At 67.9% G+C, this 19,888-nt stretch carries 18 protein-coding genes; 13 read left to right on the forward strand and 5 right to left on the reverse strand.

The window, feature by feature from the left end; translation table 11 throughout:
* Window positions 1-179 precede the first annotated feature (179 nt).
* The 5 genes from AB0K28_RS30225 (at window position 180) to AB0K28_RS30245 (ending at window position 8,313) form a co-directional block, all read left to right on the forward strand.
* On the forward strand, window positions 180-1,226 hold the full coding sequence (locus AB0K28_RS30225) for a trypsin-like serine protease (protein ID WP_364376757.1): 1,047 nt from the start codon (window positions 180-182) through the stop codon (window positions 1,224-1,226).
* A gap of 198 nt (window positions 1,227-1,424) precedes the next feature.
* Complete coding sequence (locus tag AB0K28_RS30230) at window positions 1,425-2,585, forward strand: hypothetical protein (RefSeq protein WP_364376760.1); 1,161 nt, start codon at window positions 1,425-1,427, stop codon at window positions 2,583-2,585.
* 550 nt (window positions 2,586-3,135) lie between these two features.
* A complete protein-coding gene (locus AB0K28_RS30235; protein WP_364376763.1) occupies window positions 3,136-4,668 on the forward strand; it encodes a hypothetical protein in 1,533 nt (510 codons plus the stop codon).
* A gap of 436 nt (window positions 4,669-5,104) precedes the next feature.
* Complete coding sequence (locus tag AB0K28_RS30240) at window positions 5,105-6,652, forward strand: hypothetical protein (RefSeq protein WP_364376766.1); 1,548 nt, start codon at window positions 5,105-5,107, stop codon at window positions 6,650-6,652.
* Between the two features lie 176 nt (window positions 6,653-6,828).
* Complete coding sequence (locus AB0K28_RS30245) at window positions 6,829-8,313, forward strand: hypothetical protein (RefSeq protein ID WP_364376768.1); 1,485 nt, start codon at window positions 6,829-6,831, stop codon at window positions 8,311-8,313.
* Window positions 8,314-8,385: 72 nt separating this feature from the next.
* On the opposite strand, the gene AB0K28_RS30250 is transcribed toward AB0K28_RS30245, so the two are convergent.
* The 3 genes from AB0K28_RS30250 to AB0K28_RS30260 all read right to left on the reverse strand — a co-directional run bounded on the left by AB0K28_RS30250 (window position 8,386) and on the right by AB0K28_RS30260 (window position 12,566).
* Window positions 8,386-9,744, reverse strand: coding sequence for a hypothetical protein (locus tag AB0K28_RS30250; protein WP_364376771.1), 1,359 nt, complete (start codon window positions 9,742-9,744; stop codon window positions 8,386-8,388).
* 265 nt (window positions 9,745-10,009) lie between these two features.
* Entirely contained in the window at window positions 10,010-11,197 is a 1,188-nt protein-coding gene (locus tag AB0K28_RS30255; protein WP_364376774.1) for an NADP-dependent malic enzyme, read from the reverse strand.
* Window positions 11,198-11,381: 184 nt separating this feature from the next.
* A complete protein-coding gene (locus AB0K28_RS30260; RefSeq protein WP_345389541.1) occupies window positions 11,382-12,566 on the reverse strand; it encodes a transposase in 1,185 nt (394 codons plus the stop codon).
* Window positions 12,567-13,125: 559 nt separating this feature from the next.
* Here AB0K28_RS30260 and AB0K28_RS30265 point away from each other — a divergent pair.
* The 4 genes from AB0K28_RS30265 (at window position 13,126) to AB0K28_RS30280 (ending at window position 16,083) form a co-directional block, all read left to right on the forward strand.
* Window positions 13,126-13,986: an ABC transporter substrate-binding protein gene (locus AB0K28_RS30265; protein ID WP_345389547.1), complete on the forward strand. Its 861-nt coding sequence runs from the start codon at window positions 13,126-13,128 to the stop codon at window positions 13,984-13,986.
* Between the two features lie 3 nt (window positions 13,987-13,989).
* Window positions 13,990-14,817 carry an amino acid ABC transporter permease gene (locus AB0K28_RS30270; protein ID WP_345389550.1) on the forward strand — a complete coding sequence of 276 codons (828 nt, stop codon included), beginning with the start codon at window positions 13,990-13,992 and terminating at the stop codon, window positions 14,815-14,817.
* Window positions 14,814-15,557, forward strand: coding sequence for an amino acid ABC transporter ATP-binding protein (locus tag AB0K28_RS30275; protein ID WP_345389553.1), 744 nt, complete (start codon window positions 14,814-14,816; stop codon window positions 15,555-15,557). Before AB0K28_RS30270 ends, AB0K28_RS30275 begins: the two co-directional genes overlap by 4 nt.
* Before the next feature lie 67 nt (window positions 15,558-15,624).
* A complete protein-coding gene (locus AB0K28_RS30280) occupies window positions 15,625-16,083 on the forward strand; it encodes a CGNR zinc finger domain-containing protein (RefSeq protein WP_345389556.1) in 459 nt (152 codons plus the stop codon).
* Here AB0K28_RS30280 and AB0K28_RS30285 read toward each other — a convergent pair.
* Window positions 16,020-16,349, reverse strand: coding sequence for a S24 family peptidase (locus AB0K28_RS30285; protein ID WP_345389559.1), 330 nt, complete (start codon window positions 16,347-16,349; stop codon window positions 16,020-16,022). The genes AB0K28_RS30280 and AB0K28_RS30285 overlap by 64 nt on opposite strands.
* Window positions 16,350-16,439: 90 nt before the next feature.
* Between AB0K28_RS30285 and sodN the strand changes: the two genes are divergently transcribed.
* The 3 genes from sodN (at window position 16,440) to AB0K28_RS30300 (ending at window position 18,204) form a co-directional block, all read left to right on the forward strand.
* A complete protein-coding gene (sodN, locus tag AB0K28_RS30290; protein ID WP_148442130.1) occupies window positions 16,440-16,841 on the forward strand; it encodes a superoxide dismutase, Ni in 402 nt (133 codons plus the stop codon).
* Between the two features lie 128 nt (window positions 16,842-16,969).
* Window positions 16,970-17,407 carry an anti-sigma factor gene (locus AB0K28_RS30295; RefSeq protein WP_355414740.1) on the forward strand — a complete coding sequence of 146 codons (438 nt, stop codon included), beginning with the start codon at window positions 16,970-16,972 and terminating at the stop codon, window positions 17,405-17,407.
* 17 nt (window positions 17,408-17,424) lie between these two features.
* Entirely contained in the window at window positions 17,425-18,204 is a 780-nt protein-coding gene (locus AB0K28_RS30300; protein WP_186404427.1) for an RNA polymerase sigma factor SigF, read from the forward strand.
* A 43-nt stretch (window positions 18,205-18,247) separates the two neighbouring features.
* Here AB0K28_RS30300 and AB0K28_RS30305 read toward each other — a convergent pair whose 3' ends face one another.
* Window positions 18,248-18,631 (reverse strand): hypothetical protein, encoded by a 384-nt coding sequence (locus tag AB0K28_RS30305; RefSeq protein ID WP_345389566.1) that lies wholly within the window; start codon window positions 18,629-18,631, stop codon window positions 18,248-18,250.
* Window positions 18,632-18,721: 90 nt separating this feature from the next.
* On the opposite strand from AB0K28_RS30305, the gene AB0K28_RS30310 reads away from it, so the two are divergent.
* On the forward strand, window positions 18,722-19,687 hold the full coding sequence (locus AB0K28_RS30310) for a diacylglycerol kinase family protein (RefSeq protein ID WP_364376782.1): 966 nt from the start codon (window positions 18,722-18,724) through the stop codon (window positions 19,685-19,687).
* The last annotated feature ends 201 nt before the right edge of the window (window positions 19,688-19,888 follow it).

Raw genomic sequence — 19,888 nt, forward strand, 5'->3', positions numbered from 1 at the left:
GTATGCCTGACGGAGTCCTTATACCTCACGGCACACTCTTGATCAGGTAACGAATCTCTATCCGAGCTGCAATACAGTCAACACTTCTGGAAAAATCCACCCTTACGACCCGAGAAAGGCATTTGATGATCCCCCGAGCCAGGCACCTAGCGGCCGCTGCCCTCAGCAGCGCGCTGCTGATGCTGCCTGCGCTGACCCTGTCCACATTCACGGGGATCGCCCATGCCGCCCCGGCGAGCAAGGTCTACGCCGCTCCGCTGGCTAAGACCGCCGCCGACGTCCAGCGGGTCGCCGAGTACTGGAAGCCCGACCGCCTGAAGAAGGCCGACAGCTTCAACCCGGCGACGCCGGGCACCTCGGAGAACGTCGCCGCGACCACCACCGCCTCCGCCGCCCCCGTGGCGGCGGTCAGGCGCTCGCTCGCCGCGCAGAGCGTCAACGCCGTGCCGCCGCGCAAGGGCGGGGCCGCCGCCACCATGGGCAAGGTCTTCTTCCGGTTCGGCGACAAGGAGTACTGGTGCTCGGCCAGCTCGGTCGCGGCCAGGAACCGCAGCGTCGTCGCCACGGCGGGACACTGCGCGTACGACTCCCGCCAGGCCAAGCCCGCCGACTACTGGATCTTCGTCCCCAACCCCGGCCCCAACGGCGAGACGCCGTACGGCATCTACGTGGGCTCATCGATCAGCCTGCACGAGGACTGGTCGGGCCGGGCCGACTACGACTACGACTACGCGTTCGTCACCGTGCACCGGGGCTTCACCTGGACGGCCAAGGACGGCGGCTACGTCATGCAGGACGTCGGCCGGCTCCAGGACAACGTGGGCGGGCTCGGCATGGCCCTGAACAAGAAGCCGGGCACGTACACCTCGGCCGCCTTCGGCTACCCGGCGGGCGTGCAGCCCGACGGCTCGACCCCGTTCAACGGCAAGAAGCTGATGAAGTGCAGGGAGCGCACGACGCGCTTCACCGTCGCGCCCAGCCGCGACCTGCAGAAGGGCGTGGAGCTGGCGCCGTGCGACTTCAGCCCGGGCGCCAGCGGCGGCCCGTGGGTGATCGGCTACGACGACACGCGCCGGCTCGGCAGCCTCAACGGCGTCAACAGCCTGACCTGGAACAGGGACGCCAAGGGCGGCTATGACGCGGTGTCGTCCCCTTACTTCGACACCACCACCGGGGAGGTCTACCGGCACGCGGCCGGGCTGACCACGCCGGCAAATGTGACGTAGATCATAGAAACCGATCGGCACCCTCAGACGTCCAGCAACTTCTCTGTCACGAGACGATCACGGCGCGCTTGGAGACCATGGGGATGATCTACAGCAAATTCCCAGGAAGAGGATCAAAGCTGTAGGTTCCGGGCTGTCCATTTGCTGAGTTCAGGAGGGCCACGAGGCGCCTCCTCGCCAGCGCAACCTGGAGTTACGTTGAAGCGAATCCTCCTGCCCGCCGGCGGCGCCGTCCTGGCCACCGGTCTGCTCGCCACCGGCCTGACCGGGACATCGCAGGCCGCCGCGCGTGTCGCCCACGACCCGATGGCCCGCAACTCCTCGGCCGCGGTCTCCATCGCCTCCTTCTGGCTCGCCTCCAACGGTGCCGCGCTCCGGTCGGCGACCCAGTACACGTGGGACTCGAAGGAAGTCAGGAAGGTCGTCTCCAAGGGCGGCTACACCCCTGACGGCCGGCCCGGCACGACCGCGCCCACCGGAGGCACGAAGGCGGCCGGCGGCCAGAACGTGAACCTGCCCAAGACCGTCGGCAAGGTCTTCTTCGTCGACGCGCACGGCAAGTTCCGCTGGTGCTCGGCCACCTCGATCCAGTCGAACTACCGCAACCTGGTCGCCACGGCCGGCCACTGCGTGTACGACACCGACAGCAACAAGGACACCCTCGACAAGTGGGTCTTCGTCCCCGGTTACTACCAGGGCAAGGCTCCTTGGGGCATCTACGTGGGCAAGCAGGCCTTCACCCACTACGACTTCGACGTCTACGAGGACTACGACCGCGACTACGCGTTCGTCACCGTCTACAACGGCATCACCCTCCAGCGCGTCAAGCCGGTGAGCAAGCGCGACTACCAGCGCTTCACCGGCCCCAAGCGCTCCTGGGGCGGCCGCTACAACCTCCTGGTGGTCAAGGACGCGGGCCGGCTCGGTGACAACGTCGGTGGTCAGGGCTTCGCGTGGAACCAGCCCACGGGCAAGCCGGTCCGCACGTTCGGCTACCCGGCCGCGCCGCACCCCGACGGCGACCGGCCGTACAGCGGCGTGACGCCGAAGCACTGCTACGGCAAGACCACCGGCAAGAAGCTCGGCGCCTCCTGGCTGAAGATCGAGGAGCACGTCGGCCTCAAGTGCGCGGTGACCCCGGGCTACGACGGCGGCCCGTGGCTGCTGAACTACAGCAACGGCAAGCGCACCGGTTACGTCAACGGCGTCACCAGCACCTTCGCCGACCAGGACGGCAACGACCGCATCGACTACATCACCTCGCCGTACTTCGACGGCGAGACGGCCTCCGTCTACAACGCGGCCAAGAACGTGTGGTCGGGCAAGATCGTCGGCCCGAACGGCGAGCTGTACAAGTAAGCCCTACCAGGGGAAGCGAGGGCCTCGGCCTCCGAGGCCCTCGTCTTGTTTTCACGGGCTCAGAAAGGCCCCTGGCGCCCTCAGAAGACCTCCGGCCGGCCAACGGCACGGAGGTCTTCGCATGTCGGGAACCTGTCGGGCACATGCCGGGAACGCGTCCAGAACCCCCGTGCGGACGGGCTTCCTGAGAGGTCAATAGGCCGAAGCTGAAGATCACCTGGGAGCGAGGGTGAGCTTAGACGGGCTGAGGCTCCAATTCGGTTCCTGTGATCTGAGTCACGATCAACCGATCACAGAGAGTATCGGGGCACTAACGAAACTTCCGTACCAAGAGCATCACCCCACGCGTATCCTGCAAAAACGTGATCTCCTCGTCACGCCGCGCGAAGATCTCTGACTGGTAACGGAAAGGTCACGGCGGTAAGGGTGGCTACCGGATCTTCTCAAGCGGGTTTCACCTGCGGAGATCACCACGCTATGTTCCTTGCTATCCCTTTACTGACGCATGGGACGCAAATTGCGACCCACGACAGAGCAAGGAGCAGTTCCCTTGAAGCGCATCCTCATCCCCGCCGGTGGCGTTATCGCCGCCACCGGTCTGCTGGCCGCCGGCCTCGCCGGTACGGCCTCCGCCGCGTCTGACGTCGCCAAGGACAACCTGGCGACCTCTGCGGCCAACGCGAACGCGATCGCCTCTTTCTGGGCCGAGAACAACGGTGCCGCCCTCAAGGCCGCCACCGAGTCCAACGTCTGGGAGAAGAGCGACGTCGCCAAGCTGCAGAGCAAGGGCGGCTCCACCACGGACACCAAGCCGGGCTCCACCTCGCCGATCGGCGAGGAGAAGAAGACCGCCGCCAAGGTGCAGAACGTCAACATGCCGAAGACCATCGGCAAGGTGTTCTTCGTCAACGGCAAGGGCGAGAAGAAGTGGTGCTCCGCCACCTCGATCCAGTCGCAGTACCGCAACCTGGTCGCCACGGCCGGGCACTGCGTCTACGACACCGGCGCCAACGCTGACGTGATGGACAAGTGGGTCTTCGTCCCCGGTTACTACCAGGGCAAGGCTCCTTGGGGCATCTACGTGGGTAAGCAGGCCTTCACCCACTACGACTTCGACGTCTACGAGGACTACGACCGCGACTACGCGTTCGTCACCGTTTACAACGGTGTCAAGGTCGACGGTTCCGAGTCCAGCAAGAACGTCTCCAAGGCCGAGTGGGACAAGTACACGGGCCTGAAGGACTCCAAGGACGTCGAGATCAGCAAGGAAGAGTACCTGAAGGGTTCGGTTGACCCCACGTCGACCGAGTCCTACTGGGTCAAGCGTGGCTCCGCCCCCGAGGCGACGGGCCCCGACTTCCCGGGTGCCACCGTCGGCAAGGTCGAGGTCTCCGAGGGTCGTTACAACCGCGCCGGCATCGGCAAGGGCAACGGTCGCAAGTTCGGTGAGCCCGTCACCGAGAACGTGACCGCCAACGACGCCGCTGCCTACAAGGCCAAGCAGCGCCGGAACTCCTTCAAGTACCCGGCCAAGGTCGAGCGCGACCGTCGCGGCAACTGGACCATCACGCACTTCTTCGTGCAGCAGTGGTACAAGCCGGGCTCGGACACGAAGTTCTACAAGACCGTCTTCTACATCATCGACCACAAGTCCCTGGACGCGGGTCGGCTCGGTGACAACGTCGGCGGTCAGGGCTTCGCGTGGAACCAGCCCACGGGCAAGGCCATCCGCGTGTTCGGCTACCCGGCCGCTGCGCACCCCGACGGCAACAAGAACTACACCGGCATTACTCCGAAGTGGTGCTACGGCAAGACCACCAAGAAGCTGGTCGGTTCGGCTGCCAAGAAGATCGAGGAGCACGTCGCCCTCAAGTGCGCCATGACCGAGGGCGCCGACGGTGGTCCGTGGCTGTACAACTACAGCAACGCCAAGCGTCTCGGCTACGTGAACGGTGTCACCAGCACCTTCAACGACCAGGACGGCAACGGCCGCGTTGACTACATCTCGTCGCCGTACTTCGACGGCGAGACCAACACCGTCTACAAGGCCGCTGCGGCCTCGTGGTCCGGCAAGGTTGTCTGACGTAACAGCCGGCGACCGGTCCTGAACCGTTCGTAGACCTGTTACACGCGAAGGGCCCGGCATCTGCCGGGCCCTTCTGCGTTCCGTCCCCGGATGTGAAGCGCTTTGGACGCACGGGAGCCCGATACGGTGCCATCAACCCAATGTGATGTGCGTCACATGGCCAACGCCGGCCGGAACGACGCAACGCCTCGCTCCCCGGGCGCCCCACTGACACCGTCTTTATGTTGATCAGGGCAAATGGGAGAGAGATCGCCTTCTTCCGAGCTTCTGCGCCAACGCCTCTTAAACATCACAGATCGATCACGCCCGACGAGTCGCCTCTTTTCCTTCCAAAGCGGCTACCGGACCTCAAGATCGACACTGTATGTTCCTGCCATCCCTTTACTGACGCATGGGACGCAAGAGGCGTTCCACGACAGCGCAAGGAGTTACCGTGAAGCGCATCCTCCTCCCGGCCGGTGGCGCCGTTCTGGCCACTGGTCTCCTGGCTGCCGGCCTGGCCGGCACCGCTCAGGCCGACAACACCGTGGCCAACGCCGACCTGGCGAAGACCGCGGCCCAGGCCCAGGAAGTCGTCGAGTTCTGGACCAAGTCGAACAACGCGGCGCTCAAGGGCGCCACGGCCTTCAGCCCCGACGCGCTCGAGGTCAAGAAGACCGTGACCGGTGGCGGCTATACCTCTGACACCAAGCCGGGCTCCACGCAGCCCATCGGCGAGGAGAAGAAGACCACCGCCAAGGTCCAGAACGTCAACCTGCCGAAGACCATCGGCAAGGTGTTCTTCGAGGGCCACGACGGCAAGCTGTACTGGTGCTCCGGCACCTCGATCCAGTCGCAGTACCGCAACCTGGTCGCCACGGCCGGGCACTGCGTCTACGACGTGGTCTCGAACAAGGAAGTCGTCTCCCGCTGGGTGTTCGTCCCCGGTTACTACCAGGGCAAGGCTCCGTGGGGTCTGTACGTGGGTAAGCAGGCCTTCACCCACTACGACTTCGAGGTGTACGAGGACTTCGACCGCGACTACGCCTTCGTCACCGTCTACGACGCCCTCGCCGGTTCCGCCAAGGAGCCCAAGAAGGTGTACTGGGACGAGTACCGCAAGTACCGCGGCGAGAAGTTCGTCAAGGAGGTCCCGGTTAGCCGGGAAGAGGCTCGCAAGCGCCTCGACCCGCACAACAAGGACGTCTACTACTTCAAGGGTGGTACCCCCGACGAGGCTGTCGGCCCCAACTACCCGGGCGCCGAGGTGACCAAGCACGAGGTCACCGCGCGCGAGTACTTCCGCGCCCGCTCCGGCCAGGGCCAGGGCCGCAAGTACGGTGAGCCCGAGGTTGAGCAGGTTACCTACAACCAGGCGCTTGAGTACCTCAAGGGTCAGGGCTGGAAGCCTGGCACGGAGGCCAAGCCGAACGCGGAGTTCCCCGGCACCGTCAAGCTGGACCGCGCGGGCAACAGCACCATCACGCACTACTACACCCAGCTGTGGGTGAAGAAGGGCGAGGACAAGGGCTGGGTCCGCAAGGACTTCTACACCGTGGTCAGCGGCCTCAAGAGCGGCGGCCGTCTGGGTGACAACGTCGGTGGCCAGGGCTTCGCGTGGAACCAGCCGTCCGGGAAGTACGTCCGGACGTTCGGTTACCCGCAGGGCGCGCACCCCGACGGCAACAAGCCCTACACGGGTGTCACGCCGAAGTGGTGCTACGGCAAGACCTCGCACAAGGCCCTGCAGATCCCGTCCCGCAAGGTCGAGGAGCAGCAGTCCTTCAAGTGCGCCGTGACCGCCGGCTACGACGGTGGCCCGTGGCTGTACAAGTACAGCAACGCCAAGCGTCTCGGCTACGTCAACGGTGTCACCAGCCTCATCGCCGACACCGACAAGAACAACCGCTACGACACGATCACCACGCCTTACTTCGACGGTGAGACCAACGTCGTCTACAAGGCCGCTGCGGCCTCGTGGTCCGGCAAGCTCGTCCCGTAGTAAGACGCGGCTTCGTGGACAGCGATTTGTTCCTGTCCAGCAGCTAGGAACCGAAGGGCTCGGCAGCCAGCCGGGCCCTTCGGCCTTTTTCGGCCCAATTTGGGAATATCCCTTACCAGAGTGACTGGTGGGTCGATAGGGTCTTTACACCCTTTTTGACAACAGTGGAGCCCCCGTTGAAGCGCCTGCTCATCCCCCTTGTAAGCGCCGGCCTCAGCGCCGCAGTACTCGCCGCACCCGCCTCAGCCCAGCCGAGCTGGGCTTCCGAGAACCTCACGCCGAAGGCGGCCGACGCGTACGGCGACGCCTTCTTCTGGCTGGACGCCAACGGAGCCGCGCTCCGCAAGGCGACGCAGTACACCCTGGACACCAAGGACGTCCCGAAGCTCGTCTCCGCGCAGAGCAAGACCGTGCCGGACGGCAAGCCGGGCATGACCGGCCCGACGACCACCAGCAAGGCCACCACCAGCAAGAACGTCAACCTGCCCAAGACGATCGGCAAGGTCTTCTTCCTTGACGAGCAGGGCCGGTACCGCTGGTGCTCCGCCACCTCCATCCAGTCGAGGAACCGCAACCTCGTCGCCACCGCCGGTCACTGCGTGTTCGAGCACGGCAAGGACGACGTGTTCGACAAGTGGGTCTTCGTCCCCGGCTACTACCAGGGCAAGGCCCCCTGGGGCGTGTACGTCGGCGCGTACGCCTTCACCGCCTACGATCTCGACACCTACGACGACTACGACGGCGACTTCGCCTTCGTCGCGGTCCACAACGGCTTCGCCCTGGCTCCCGAGCGGGCGGTCTCCCGCAAGGAGTTCAACGAGTGGCTCGGCGACAAGTGGATGAAGCCGCGCGAGATCACCGCGCAGGAGTTCGTCAAGTGCAAGCTCAACCTGGGCGAGTGCTGGTCGCAGGGTCACGGGACGCCGTCGCTGGTCGGTCCTGACCACCCGGACGCCGCGCTCGAGCGGGTCGAGGTCAGCAAGGCGACCTACGACCGTGCCGGCGAGGGCAGGGGCCAGGGCTTCAAGTTCGGCGAGCCGATCGTGGAGCAGGTGACGGCCAACCAGTACCAGGCGTACAAGGGCCTCGGCACCAAGGGCAAGGACAAGGTCGGCAACTACACCATCACCCACTACTACACGCAGAAGTGGGTCAAGCCCGACAGCGGCCGTAAGTACTACCAGGCGCAGTGGATGGTCGGCATCGCCAAGGACCTCGGCGCGCTCGGCGACGTGGTCGGCGGCCAGGGCGTGGCCTGGAACCAGCCGCTGGGCCAGAGCGTGACGGCCTTCGGCTACCCGAGCGCCCCGCACCCCGACGGCAACAAGCCGTACTCCGGTGTGACGCCCAAGTGGTGCTCCGGCAAGACCTACACCAAGTCCGTGCAGGTCAACACGTTCAAGGTCGAGACGCACCAGATGCTGAAGTGCTCGATGACCGGCGGCGCCGACGGCGGCCCCTGGCTCATCAAGTACAACAACAGCAAGCGCACCGGCTACGTCAACGGCGTGACCAGCGTGTTCGCCGACAACGACGGCAACAACCGGATCGACCACATCAGCTCGGCCATCTTCGACGGCGAGGTCGCCGACGTCTACAACAAGGCCAGCTTCAAGGACACCGGGGCCATCGTGACCCCCAAGGGCGAGCTGCTGACGTAAGCACCCGCCACCGACGGCCCGCACCCCGGCGTTTCGCCGGAGTGCGGGCCGTTCGCGCGTTCGTACGGCAGGTCATACGGCGGTGAGCTCGCGGGTGCGCTCCCGCAGCACCATCACCGGCCGCTCGTTCTTGTACGGTTCGAGCCGCCGCCGCAGGTCGGCCGCGTACGACCGGGACCGCGCCGACTGCAGCTCACCCGCCAGCGCCAGCGCGCCGCCGGCGGCCGAGCACGCCTCCTCCAGCTCGCCGCACTGGAGCAGCCCCGCCGCCAGCAGCGACAGGTTGAACATCCGCCCCCGTACGTAACGGCCGTCCATGTCGAGGGACCGCCGCGCCTGGCGGACGACCCGCTCGCCCTCACCGAGGTCACGGAAGCAGTGGGCGAACTTGGCGGACAGATAGGCCTCGTCGAAGTAGCCGAGCCAGGTGGGCTCGTCGGCGGGCCTGCGGGTCTCGAAGGCCCGCTCCGCCTCGTTGAGCGAGGCGCCGCAGGACCGGGAGTCGCCCAGCCCGGCGTGCGCGTGCGCCTCGAGGACGTGGGCGGAGGCGAGGAGCGTCTGCACGCCGGCCTTGCGCGCCGCCAGCTGGGAGGCCCTGGCGAGGTCGAGCGCGTGTGCCGGCTGGCCCATGTAGATGGCCTGGTGAGCCATCCCGGCCAGGATCTCGCCGCCCAGGGTCTGGTCGTCGGCGCCCCTGGCCAGGCGCAGGGCCTGGATGAGGTAGCGCTGGGCGAGACCGTGCTGCTCCATGTCGTAGGCCATCCAGCCGGCCAGCCTGGTCAGCTCCGCGGCTGCGGAGGCCAGCTTGCGGCCGGTGGCCTCGTCGTAGGCGCCGTCCTTGAGCAACGGGGAGACGGCGGTGTCGAGGTATTTGATCACGGACGAGCGGACCCTGCCGCTGCCGAACCGGTTGTCGAGCTCACTGAACGAACGGGTGACCTCGTGGATCGCGGCGATGTCGGCGCGGCCTATCCGCCGCGTCCCCATGCCGCTCATGCGTCCCTCCTGCGGGGACGTCAGCCAGCGTACGGCTCCAACGGAGCCGGCTCCTATCGCGAACGTCGAGTCGATCAGGAACCTCCGTCTCTCTACATCGGCCCGCCACAGTGCCGTCACGGTCGCGACCCCCTCCTGCCACGTGTGCGTGAACTCCTGCCCGAGATCGAGGGGCGTGATGGTGGCCGGCATGCCGAGGTCCTCAGGGGTGACCGGCCTGCCCAGCCGCAGCGCGAAGATCTCGCTGAGCAGGCTGGGAACCGGGTCGCGCGGCCGTTGACCGCCGATCCAGCGCAGCACGGAGCTGTGGTCGTACTTGAGGCCCGGGGTGCCACGGGCGGCTCCGAGATCATTGAGGCGCCTGGCCAGTCCCTTGTGGGAGAAGCCCGCCTCTGCGATGAGCTGCTGCAGCAGTCGGTTCGGCTCGCGTTCCATCGCTCTCCTCGTCACAGGAGTCGGCGCCCACATCCTTACAGAGAGCTACTGTTATAGCACCTTGAGTAAAGGATTTTTGACGGTTCCCGAAGGTCACCCCAACTCCATCCCACCCCACCGCCGGTGTCGCGCCTGGTCGTACCGGTGGCCCTGCTCCTGGACGGCGACTTCACCTACCCGCGAAACGGTCGGGTAATCAGCGCGCCGACGAGCGCGAAAAGGGGCGGGCGCGGGCCGAAAGGCCCGCACCCGCCCCTAGCGGAGGTCAGAGGCGTGCGACGCCGTCCGCCCTGGCCTGTGCGGCCACCGCGGCGATGACGGCCGGCGCCACCCGCTCGTCGAAGGGGCTCGGGATGACGTACGTCGCCGACAGGTCGTCGCCCACGACGCCGGCCAGCGCGTCGGCGGCGGCCACCTTCATGTTCTCGGTGATCGATCCGGCCCGCACGTCGAGCGCGCCGCGGAAGACGCCGGGGAAGGCGAGCACGTTGTTGATCTGATTGGGGAAGTCGGAGCGGCCGGTGGCCACCACCGTGGCGTGCCTGGCGGCCACGTCGGGGTGCACCTCGGGCGTCGGGTTGGACAGCGCGAAGACGATGGAGCCCGGCGCCATGGACGCGATGGCCTCCTCGGAGACCGTCGAGCCCGACAGCCCCACGAACACGTCGGCGCCCGCCAGCGCCTCCTCCGTCGAGCCGGTGTGCCCCGCCTTGTTGGTGTCGCGGGCGAGCGCCTGCTTGACCGGGTTGAGCCCGTCGCGGCCGTCGTAGATGAGGCCCTTGGAGTCGGAGACCGCGATGTCGCCGATGCCCGCCTCCAGCAGGATGCGGGTGACGGCGACGCCGGACGCGCCGGCTCCCGCCACGACGGCACGCAGGTCGCCCAGCGTGCGGCCGGTGAGGCGGGCCGCGTTCTTCAGCGCGGCCAGCACGACGATGGCGGTGCCGTGCTGGTCGTCGTGGAAGACGGGGATGTCGAGCGCGTCGCGCAGCCGCTGCTCGACCTCGAAGCAGCGGGGGGCGCTGATGTCCTCGAGGTTGATGCCGCCGAACGAGGGCGCGAGCCTGGTGACGGTCTCGACCAGCGCGTCGACGTCGGTGCAGTCGAGGCAGAGCGGGACGGCGTCGACGTTCGCGAACTCCTTGAACAGCAGCGCCTTGCCCTCCATGACCGGCATGGCGGCCGACGGGCCGATGTCGCCGAGCCCGAGCACGGCGGTGCCGTCGGAGACCACCGCGACCACGCGGGAGACCCACGTGTAGTCGGCGGCGAGCGCGGGATCGTCGGCGATGCCTGAGCAGACCCGGGCGACGCCCGGCGTGTAGGCGAGCGACAGGTCGTCCGCGTCGCGGACGGGCACGGTGGAGCGGATCTCGATCTTGCCGCCGCGATGCAGCGCGAAGGCAGGATCGGCGTCGAGTGCGGTGGAATCAGAAGCGGGCGTGGCAGCCACAGCGACCCCTGTAGTGATTGGTAGCGGAGAAACCTTCGGCGTACGAGCGCGAGCGGGCTGGCTTCGGTAGCTGCCAGAGTCCCCTCGCCGATCGTCTCGTTGAGGGGGTTCGGGGGTCACCCGTGTCCCCATAGTGCCACATGGTGAGGTGACTCCCCCGCTCCCTGAAGGGAGCGGCTTCTCGCTAAGCCGCTTCCGCAGCCCGGCGAAGGGCAAGCCCTGCCCTGAGGATGTTGACCGCCGCGTTCACGTCGGCGTGCGCGGCATGCCCGCACGCCGTACACGCGAACGCGGCCTGGCTGACGCGGTTCTCCTTCGCGCCGTGCCCGCAGCAGGCGCACGTGCGGGAGGTGCCGGCGGGGTTCACCGCGATCAGCTCTCGACCGGCGCTTTCAGCCTTGTACGCGAGGATCCGCAGGAACACCCCCCAGCCCGCGTCGAGAATCGAACGGTTGAGACCGGCCTTGGCAGCGACGTTGCGGCCGGGCTGGCCGACGGTGCCCGCGGCCGAGCGGGTCATGTTCGCGATCCGCAGGTCCTCGTGCACGATCACGTCGTAATCGCGGACCAGCACGAGCGCAGCCTTGTGTGCGTGGTCGAGGCGCTGGCGGCGGACCTTGCCGTGCAGTGCGGCTACCCGTGCGACGGCCTTGCGGCGGCGCTTGGACCCGCGTTTCTTGCGGGCCAGGTCGCGCTGAGCTTCCGCGAGACGATCGGCGGTCGCGGCCAGGTGGCGCGGGTTCGCCAGATGCACACCGCCGGAGGTGGTGACCAGCGAGGCGACGCCCAGGTCGATCCCGGCCACCGCGCCCGTGGCGGGCAGCGGCCCGGCTGGCACCTCATCGCACGACAGGACCACATACCAGCGCTTTCCCTCCCGCTTCACGCTGATCGTCTTCACCCGGCCGAGCACCGGGCGGTGCTGATGGACGCGGACGTGCCCGATGCCTTGAAGCCGCACGAACGTGGCCGAGGGGTGCTCGGGCTGGGAGTCCCACCGGCAGCCATCGCCGTCCTTCGGCCACTCCACGCTGTCGAACCAGCCCCGCCCCTTGAAACGCGGATAGCCTGGGGTACGCCTGGCCTTGACGCGGTCGAAGAACGCGCGGAACGCCTTGTCCAGGCGGCGCAGCGTGGCCTGCTGGGAGGAGAACGACCACCGGCCCTGCCCACCGGGGTCATCGGCGCGGATGTGCTTCAACTCGGCCGACTGGTCACCGTACCGGACGCTCACCCCGGCCTTGGCGTAGGCCGTACGGCGGTGCTCCAGCGCGGCGTTGTACAACATGCGGTGGTTCTCCAGGCACGCCGCCAGCGCGGCGGCCTGCTTGCTGGTGGGGCGCAGCAGGAACCTGTACGACCTACGCACGGCCACCACCCTTGGACGGCCGCTCGTCCCGCGTCTCGAAGTAGCGCTGCACCTTCTCGGCCGGCACCGCGCCGGCCGTGCAACTCCTGGAAGGCGGTCGTTCACCCGACCGCCAAGGACCGGGCGGCGGTACTCGGGCCCGCACCACGTGGTGCCCGAGGTCATACGCCGCACCGGGAGAAGTGCGCACCTGCCGAGTCACACGATCGTTATAACAGCGCCCTCCCTCTCATGCCCGACGAACGGAGATCTCTCATGTGCAGACCAGACAGGTCACTGCACGCTCAGGATTTCGGCGACCCACCCAGTCCCGATTCCCCCGTCGCCCGAAGGCGATGGCCCTCTGGGAGAACCTGATGGTGATCGATATCGTTGGCGGGTACGCCGGGGCCGGTTGGCCGGTCGCGCCGGGCCTTCGGCATCGGAACACGGCCTGGTGTCGGCTCTGACGCCGTTCCGTTGACGCATCGTTAAACGTCCGATGACAGATACGCACAAAACCCCATTTAAACTGCACAAAACGCACGTCAAGGCATTTCACTTCTCGAGGAGGCCGTACATGGCCCTCAGCCCCAAGGGCCGCCGCGGCTACGCCGCCGGCGCGCTCGCCCTGACCGCCGCCCTCGCGCTGTCCGCGTGCGGCGGCGAGAGCGGCTCGAGCTCCGGCACCACCAGCGCGAGCGCCACCGGCGCGGCCGCCGGCGTCAAGCTGGTGCAGCCCGGCAAGCTCACCGTCTGCACGAACATCCCGTACGAGCCGTTCCAGTTCAAGGACGACAGCGGCAAGGTCGTCGGCTTCGACGTGGACATCGTCGACCTGGCCGCGAAGAAGCTCGGCGTCGAGCAGAACATCGTCGACATCGACTTCGCCGTCATCAAGAGCGGCGCCGCGATGGCCGCGGGCAAGTGCGACGTCGCCGCCGCCGGCATGACCATCACCCCCGAGCGGCAGCAGAACATCGACTTCTCCGAGCCCTACTTCGACGCCACGCAGGCGCTGCTGGCCAAGAAGGGCACCGGCGCCAAGTCGCTCGAGGACGTCAAGGCCAAGGGTCTCAAGCTGGGCGCGCAGGCCAGCACCACCGGCCTCGACTACGTCAAGAAGCAGGGCTTCGACCCCACCGAGTACGCCGACTCCGCCAAGGAGCTGCTCGCCCTGCAGGCGGGCCAGGCCGACGTCGTCGTCCAGGACCTGCCGGTCGTGCTCACCTGGCTGAAGAAGTCCGACATCGCCGAGAAGTTCGAGCTGATCGCCAGCCTCGACACCGGCGAGCAGTACGGCATCGGCCTGAAGAAGAACGCCGACCCGACCCTGCTCAAGACGATCAACGAGGAGATCGCCAAGGCCAAGCAGGACGGCACCTACGAGAAGATCTACGTGAAGTGGTTCGGCAAGAAGCCCGGCGAGCTGGGCAGCTGATCCATGGCCGAGCAGCCCAAGACGGCTGAGCCTGCTCGCGCCAGGCTCAGCCCGCGCAAGAAGCAGCGGATCAGCCGGGGCATCCAGTACGCCGTCCTGGTCCTCGCGCTGGTCGGCGTCGTCCTCTACGCCGACTGGGGCAGCCTCGCCCAGAACTTCGCGAAGGGCGACGTGGCGCGCGAGGCCCTGCCCGACCTGTTCACGGTCGCGCTGCGCAACACCATCATCTACGCGGTCGGCGGGTTCCTGTTCTCGTTCCTGCTGGGTCTGGTGCTGGCGCTGATGCGGCTGTCGCAGGTGCTGCCGTACCGGTGGATCGCGATCGTCTACATCGAGATCTTCCGCGGCCTGCCCGCGCTGCTGATCTTCCTGATGATCACGTTCCTGCCGCTGGCGCTGCCCGGCTTCGCCGTCCCCGGCGGCACGTACGGACAGGGCATCCTGGGCCTCGGCCTGGTAGGCGCGGCCTACCAGGCGGAGGTGTTCCGCGCGGGCCTGCAGGCCGTGCCCAAGGGGCAGACGGAGGCCGCGCGCTCGCTCGGCATGTCCGCCACCAGGGCGCAGGTCACGGTGGTGATCCCGCAGGCGATCAGGATGGTCATCCCGCCGACGACCAACCAGTTCGTGGCCCTGCTGAAGGACTCGTCGCTGGTGCTGTTCCTCGGCGTCTCCGGCGAGTACGTCGAGCTGGCCAAGTTCGGCAACGACCTGGCCTCCCAGTTCGCCAACGCCACGCCCATCATGGTCGCCGGCGTGACGTACCTGATCGTCACCATCCCGCTGGGCTACCTCGCGTCCCGGCTGGAGGGACGTAAGGGGAGGACGCGATGACGCACGCCATCGAAGTGCGCGACCTGCACAAGTACTTCGGCCAGAACGAGGTGCTCAAGGGCATCGACATGACCGTGGACACCGGCCAGGTGGTCTGCGTGATCGGGCCCTCAGGCTCCGGCAAGTCCACGCTGCTGCGCTGCGTGAACCTGCTGGAGACGCCGACCAGGGGCAAGGTGTTCGTGGAGGGCGTCGAGGTGACCGACCCCGACGTGGACATCGACGCCGTACGCCGCCGCATCGGCATGGTCTTCCAGCAGTTCAACCTGTTCCCGCACATGACCGCGCTGGAGAACGTGATGATCGCCCAGCGGCGGGTGCTCAAGCGGGGCAGGAAGGAGGCCGAGGTCATCGCCCGGGAGAACCTGGACAAGGTGGGCGTCGGCGCCAAGTGCGACGCCCTGCCGACCCAGCTCTCCGGCGGCCAGCAGCAGCGGGTCGCCATCGCCAGGGCGCTGGCCATGAGCCCCGACCTGATGCTCTTCGACGAGCCCACCTCGGCGCTCGACCCCGAGCTGGTCGGCGACGTGCTCACCGTCATGCGCAAGCTGGCGGAGGAGGGCATGACGATGCTGGTCGTCACCCACGAGATGGGCTTCGCCCGCCAGGTGGCCGACCGGGTGGTGTTCATGGACGGCGGCGTGGTCGTCGAGGACGGGCCGTCGTCCCAGGTGATCGGCGATCCGCAGCAGGAGCGCACGCGGACGTTCCTGCACCGCGTCCTGCACCCGGAGGACTGACGTCTTTGTCAGGGCCGGAGGGCGGGACGCGCGCGGCGCGCCCGCCCTTCTGGTGTAATACACCGGCATGGACCTGACCTCTTACGCGGAGTGGGCGGTCCGGCTGGCCAACGACCCCGCGCCGCCGGCCGAGCTGCGCGGGCTGCGCGACGAGCTGGCCGCCGTGTTCGACGCCGCCGGTGACGAGCGCGCGGTGGCGTCGCGGCTCAACGCCCTGCTGGAGCGCTATCCCGTACGCCCGCAGCTGTCCGACCACGACGGCCACGGCTGGCACCTGCACCTGGCCGACGACCCGGCGGCGACGGCCGTGATGGGCCTGGCCGCCGTCGTGGCGGAGCTGGGCGTCGACCGGCTGGGGCGCTGCCACGAGCCGCGCTGCCGCCATGCCTTCCTCGACACCTCGTCCAACCGCTCGCGCCGCTACTGCTCGGCCCGCTGCGCCAGCCGCGCCAACGTGGCCGCCTACCGCGCCCGCCGCCGCGACGCCGCCCGGCCGGCCGGCGGGCGGCGGATCAGCGGCCAGTAGCGCAGCACGACGCGGCCCACGACGTCCTGGACCGGCCCGAAGTCCCAGCTGTCGCGGCGGCCGCTGGCCCGCTGGTTGTCGCTCTCCAGCCACCAGCCGTCGGCGCCGTGCCATTGGGCGCGTTTGACGATCAGCCGGTCGGGGTCGCCGGGCAGGCGGGCGACGACGAGGTCGCCAGGACGTACGGCGGCGCCCCGCCGGACCAGCAGCCAGTCGCCCGGCTGCAGCGCGGGCCGCATCGAATCCCCTTCGACACGCACTCTCATCGGCTGTGACCCCCTACTCCGCAGGCGTCGGGACCCGAGTAAGGTCGGTTAGTGGACCAAGCTGATTCAGCATCCAGGAAGGACTTTCTGATGCTCGCACGACTGCTACGACCCAAGCATGTCGCTTCCGCACACTGCGACCTGCCCTGTGGGGTCTACGACCCCGCTCAGGCCCGCATCGAGGCCGAGTCGGTCAAGGCGATCATGGAGAAGTACGCGGCCAACGAGGACCCGGTCTTCCGCGCCCGCGCCATCAAGATCAAGGAAGAGCGCGCCGAGCTGGTCAAGCACCACCTCTGGGTGCTCTGGACCGACTACTTCAAGCCGCCGCACCTGGAGCAGTACCCGCAGCTGCACCAGCTCTTCTGGGACGCCACGAAGCTGGCCGGCGCGGCCGGCGCCAAGGGCACCGTCGAGGTGGCCAAGGCCGAGGACCTGCTGGGCAAGATCGACGAAATCTCCAAGATCTTCTGGGAGACCAAGGCCGCCTAAAACGGCACATAAGGCTCTGTGCGGTCCCCGGCCGCACAGAGCCTTTTCCGTTGATGGCGAGTCTGAATCGTCCAAGCACCGCTCAGGGGCGGTAAGTTGCAGTCAGCGGCGGATTCGCGAGGAGGAACGTGACCGAGGAAACCGAGACGCGCGCGGAAGGCGTGGCCGGCATCCGCGACGTGGTGAGCATCAGGCTCCCCGCGGCGAGTGCCTACCTGTCTGTGCTGCGTACGGCTACCGCCGGCCTGGCCGCGCGGCTTGACTTCACCCTGGACGAGATCGAGGACCTGCGCATCGCGGTCGACGAGGCCTGCGCCATGCTGCTCAGCGAGGCGGTGCCGGGCACCGACCTGACCGCCGAGTTCGAGCTGACGGGGCAGGAGATGCAGGTCAGAGTGGAGGTGACCACCGTCGGCAGCTCCGCGCCCAAACGCGATGACTTCGCCTGGATGGTCCTGACCGCCCTGGCCGACGACGTCGACGCGGTGACCGGCTCCCCCGACCGTATGGCGATCGTCCTGCGTAAGCGCCGAGGCGCTGCCCAGAATGCGGCGGGGCCGGCGTGACGGAAAGGACTGGAGCCATGGCCACCAGCGAACACGCCGTGCCCGACCGGGTGCGTGCCCGCATGCTCTTCGCCGAGCTGGCCGAGCTGGGCCCCGAGGAGCCGCGCCGCCAGCGCATCAGGGACGAGCTGGTCGAGCTTCACCTTCCCCTGGTCGAATACCTGGCGCGCCGCTTCCGCAACAGGGGCGAGTGGCTCGACGACCTCACCCAGGTCGCCACCATCGGTCTGATCAAGTCCATCGACCGGTTCGACCTCAACCGCGGCGTGGAGTTCTCCACCTACGCCACGCCCACCATCGTCGGCGAGATCAAGCGGCACTTCCGTGACAAGGGCTGGGCGGTCCGCGTGCCGCGCAGGCTGCAGGAGCTCAAGCTCTCGCTGACCAAGGCGATCAGCGACCTGTCGCAGCGCGAGGGGCGCGCCCCGACGGTGGCCGAGCTGGCCACCTACCTCAAGATGACCGAGGAGGAGGTGCTGGAGGGGCTCGAGTCGGCCAACGCCTACTCCACGGTCTCGCTCGACGCGCCCGACTCTGGCGACGACGACGCGCCCGCGGTCTCCGACTCGCTCGGCATCGTGGACGAGTCGCTCGAGGGCGTCGAATATCGCGAGTCGCTCAAGCCGTTGCTGGAGCGGCTCCCGCCGCGCGAGAAGCGCATCCTGCTGCTGCGCTTCTTCGGCAACATGACGCAGTCGCAGATCGCCACCGAGCTGGGCATCTCCCAGATGCACGTCTCGCGCCTGCTGGCCCGCACCCTGGCCCAGCTGCGCGAGGGCCTGACGGCCGACGACTGACCGGTTTTCCGCACCCGCCCGGCGCGACGTGCGGAAAACGCGGCTAACCGTCGCCGTAGAGCGCGTGGGTGGTGGGAGGAGCGAGCAGCGTCACCAGCCCGGCCAGGGCCACCACGATCAGCGGGATGCCGAGCTGCAGCTGGTCCGACTGGATCAGCGTGACGGAGACCGGCAGCATGAAGATCTGGGTCAGCACCGCGGGCGACCTCCCCCACCGCTCCATCCTGAACAGCCCGCCCCAGGCCACCCAGAGCAGCCCGGCGCCCACCAGCAGCCCGAAGACCGCCTCCGCCACGGCGGTGGTCATGTCGTCCGGCGTGCCGGTCAGGGTCTCCACGGCGACGAAGACGCCGAGCCCGAGCGCCACGAGGCCCTCGACGGCGACGACCGCGGCGGCGATGAGGAGGGTAAGCGGGCGACCGTTCACGGTCCGTACCCTACCTCCCGGGACGCGCGGCGCGGGAAACAGGACGTTCGGCCGATAAGCCGGACAAGCTCCACCGGATACGCTGGCGGCATGCGCGCCATGCTGCTGGTCAACCCCAAGGCCACGACCACGAACGCCCGTACGCGCGACGTGCTCATCCGCGCACTCGGGGCGGCCGTGGAGCTCGCCGTCGAAGAGACCCGCTACCGGGGTCACGCGGCGTCACTGGCGGCCACCGCCCGCGCCAAGGGCTACGACGTGGTGGCCGTGCTGGGCGGCGACGGCACCATCAACGAGACCGTCAACGGCCTGCTCAATCCCGTCAACGGCGGCGAGGCTCCGCCGCTCGACGACCCCAGCACCGGACGCCCTGGGGTGATCGTCATCCCCGGCGGCAGCGCCAACGTCTTCGCCCGCGCGCTCGGCCTGCCCAACGACCCGGTGGAGTCGACGGGCCAGGTGCTGGAGGCGCTCAGGGAGGGCCGGCGCAGGACCGTGGGTTTGGGGCAGGCCCTGTGGGAGGGCCAGAGCCGCTACTTCACGTTCTGCTCGGGGATGGGGTACGACGCCGAGGTTGTACGGGCCGTGGAGGGCCTGAGGGGCACCGGCCGTAAAGCAACCCCCACACGGTATGTGAACACGGCTCTGAGGCACTATCTGGCCACGGACAAGCGGCGTCCCGCGATGACGGTGACCGGTCCTGGCATCCCGGCGGCCGGCGGGGTGTTCATGGCGATCATCTCCAACACCTCGCCCTGGACGTACGTCGGCAGCCGCCCCGTGCGCCCCACCCCGTGGGCGAGCTTCGAGACCGGCCTGGACCTCCTCGGCCTGCGCAGGATGAGCCCTATCACACTCGCACCGGTGATCAGGCACATCCTCACGGAGAGCGACGCCCTTCCGTCCGGCCGGAACCTCGTCCAGCTCCACGACGAGGCCGAGTTCACGCTCACCGCCGACCGTCCCGTGGCCTTCCAGCTGGACGGTGACTACCTGGGCGAACGCGAGCGGGTGACGTTCCGGTCTACACCGAACGCGTTACAAGTTCTGGTCTAGCCGGTTACATTCGGTCATTGTGTGACGCATCCGACATCCATAACCGCCAAAACTTACCGCCAACCCCCTTGCGTGCACTCTGCGTGGCTGACAGGCTCAACCATGACGTCCGAACGTAGGACCTTTAACAACCCCAGGGTCCTCGACGGGCGGCGGGCAACCCCGGTCCTCACAGGATGCGGGTCATTGTTCGCGCGAGTT

Source organism: Nonomuraea sp. NPDC049504, from assembly GCF_040676845.1.
In the GTDB taxonomy this organism is placed as follows: Bacteria; Actinomycetota; Actinomycetes; order Streptosporangiales; family Streptosporangiaceae; genus Nonomuraea; species Nonomuraea salmonea.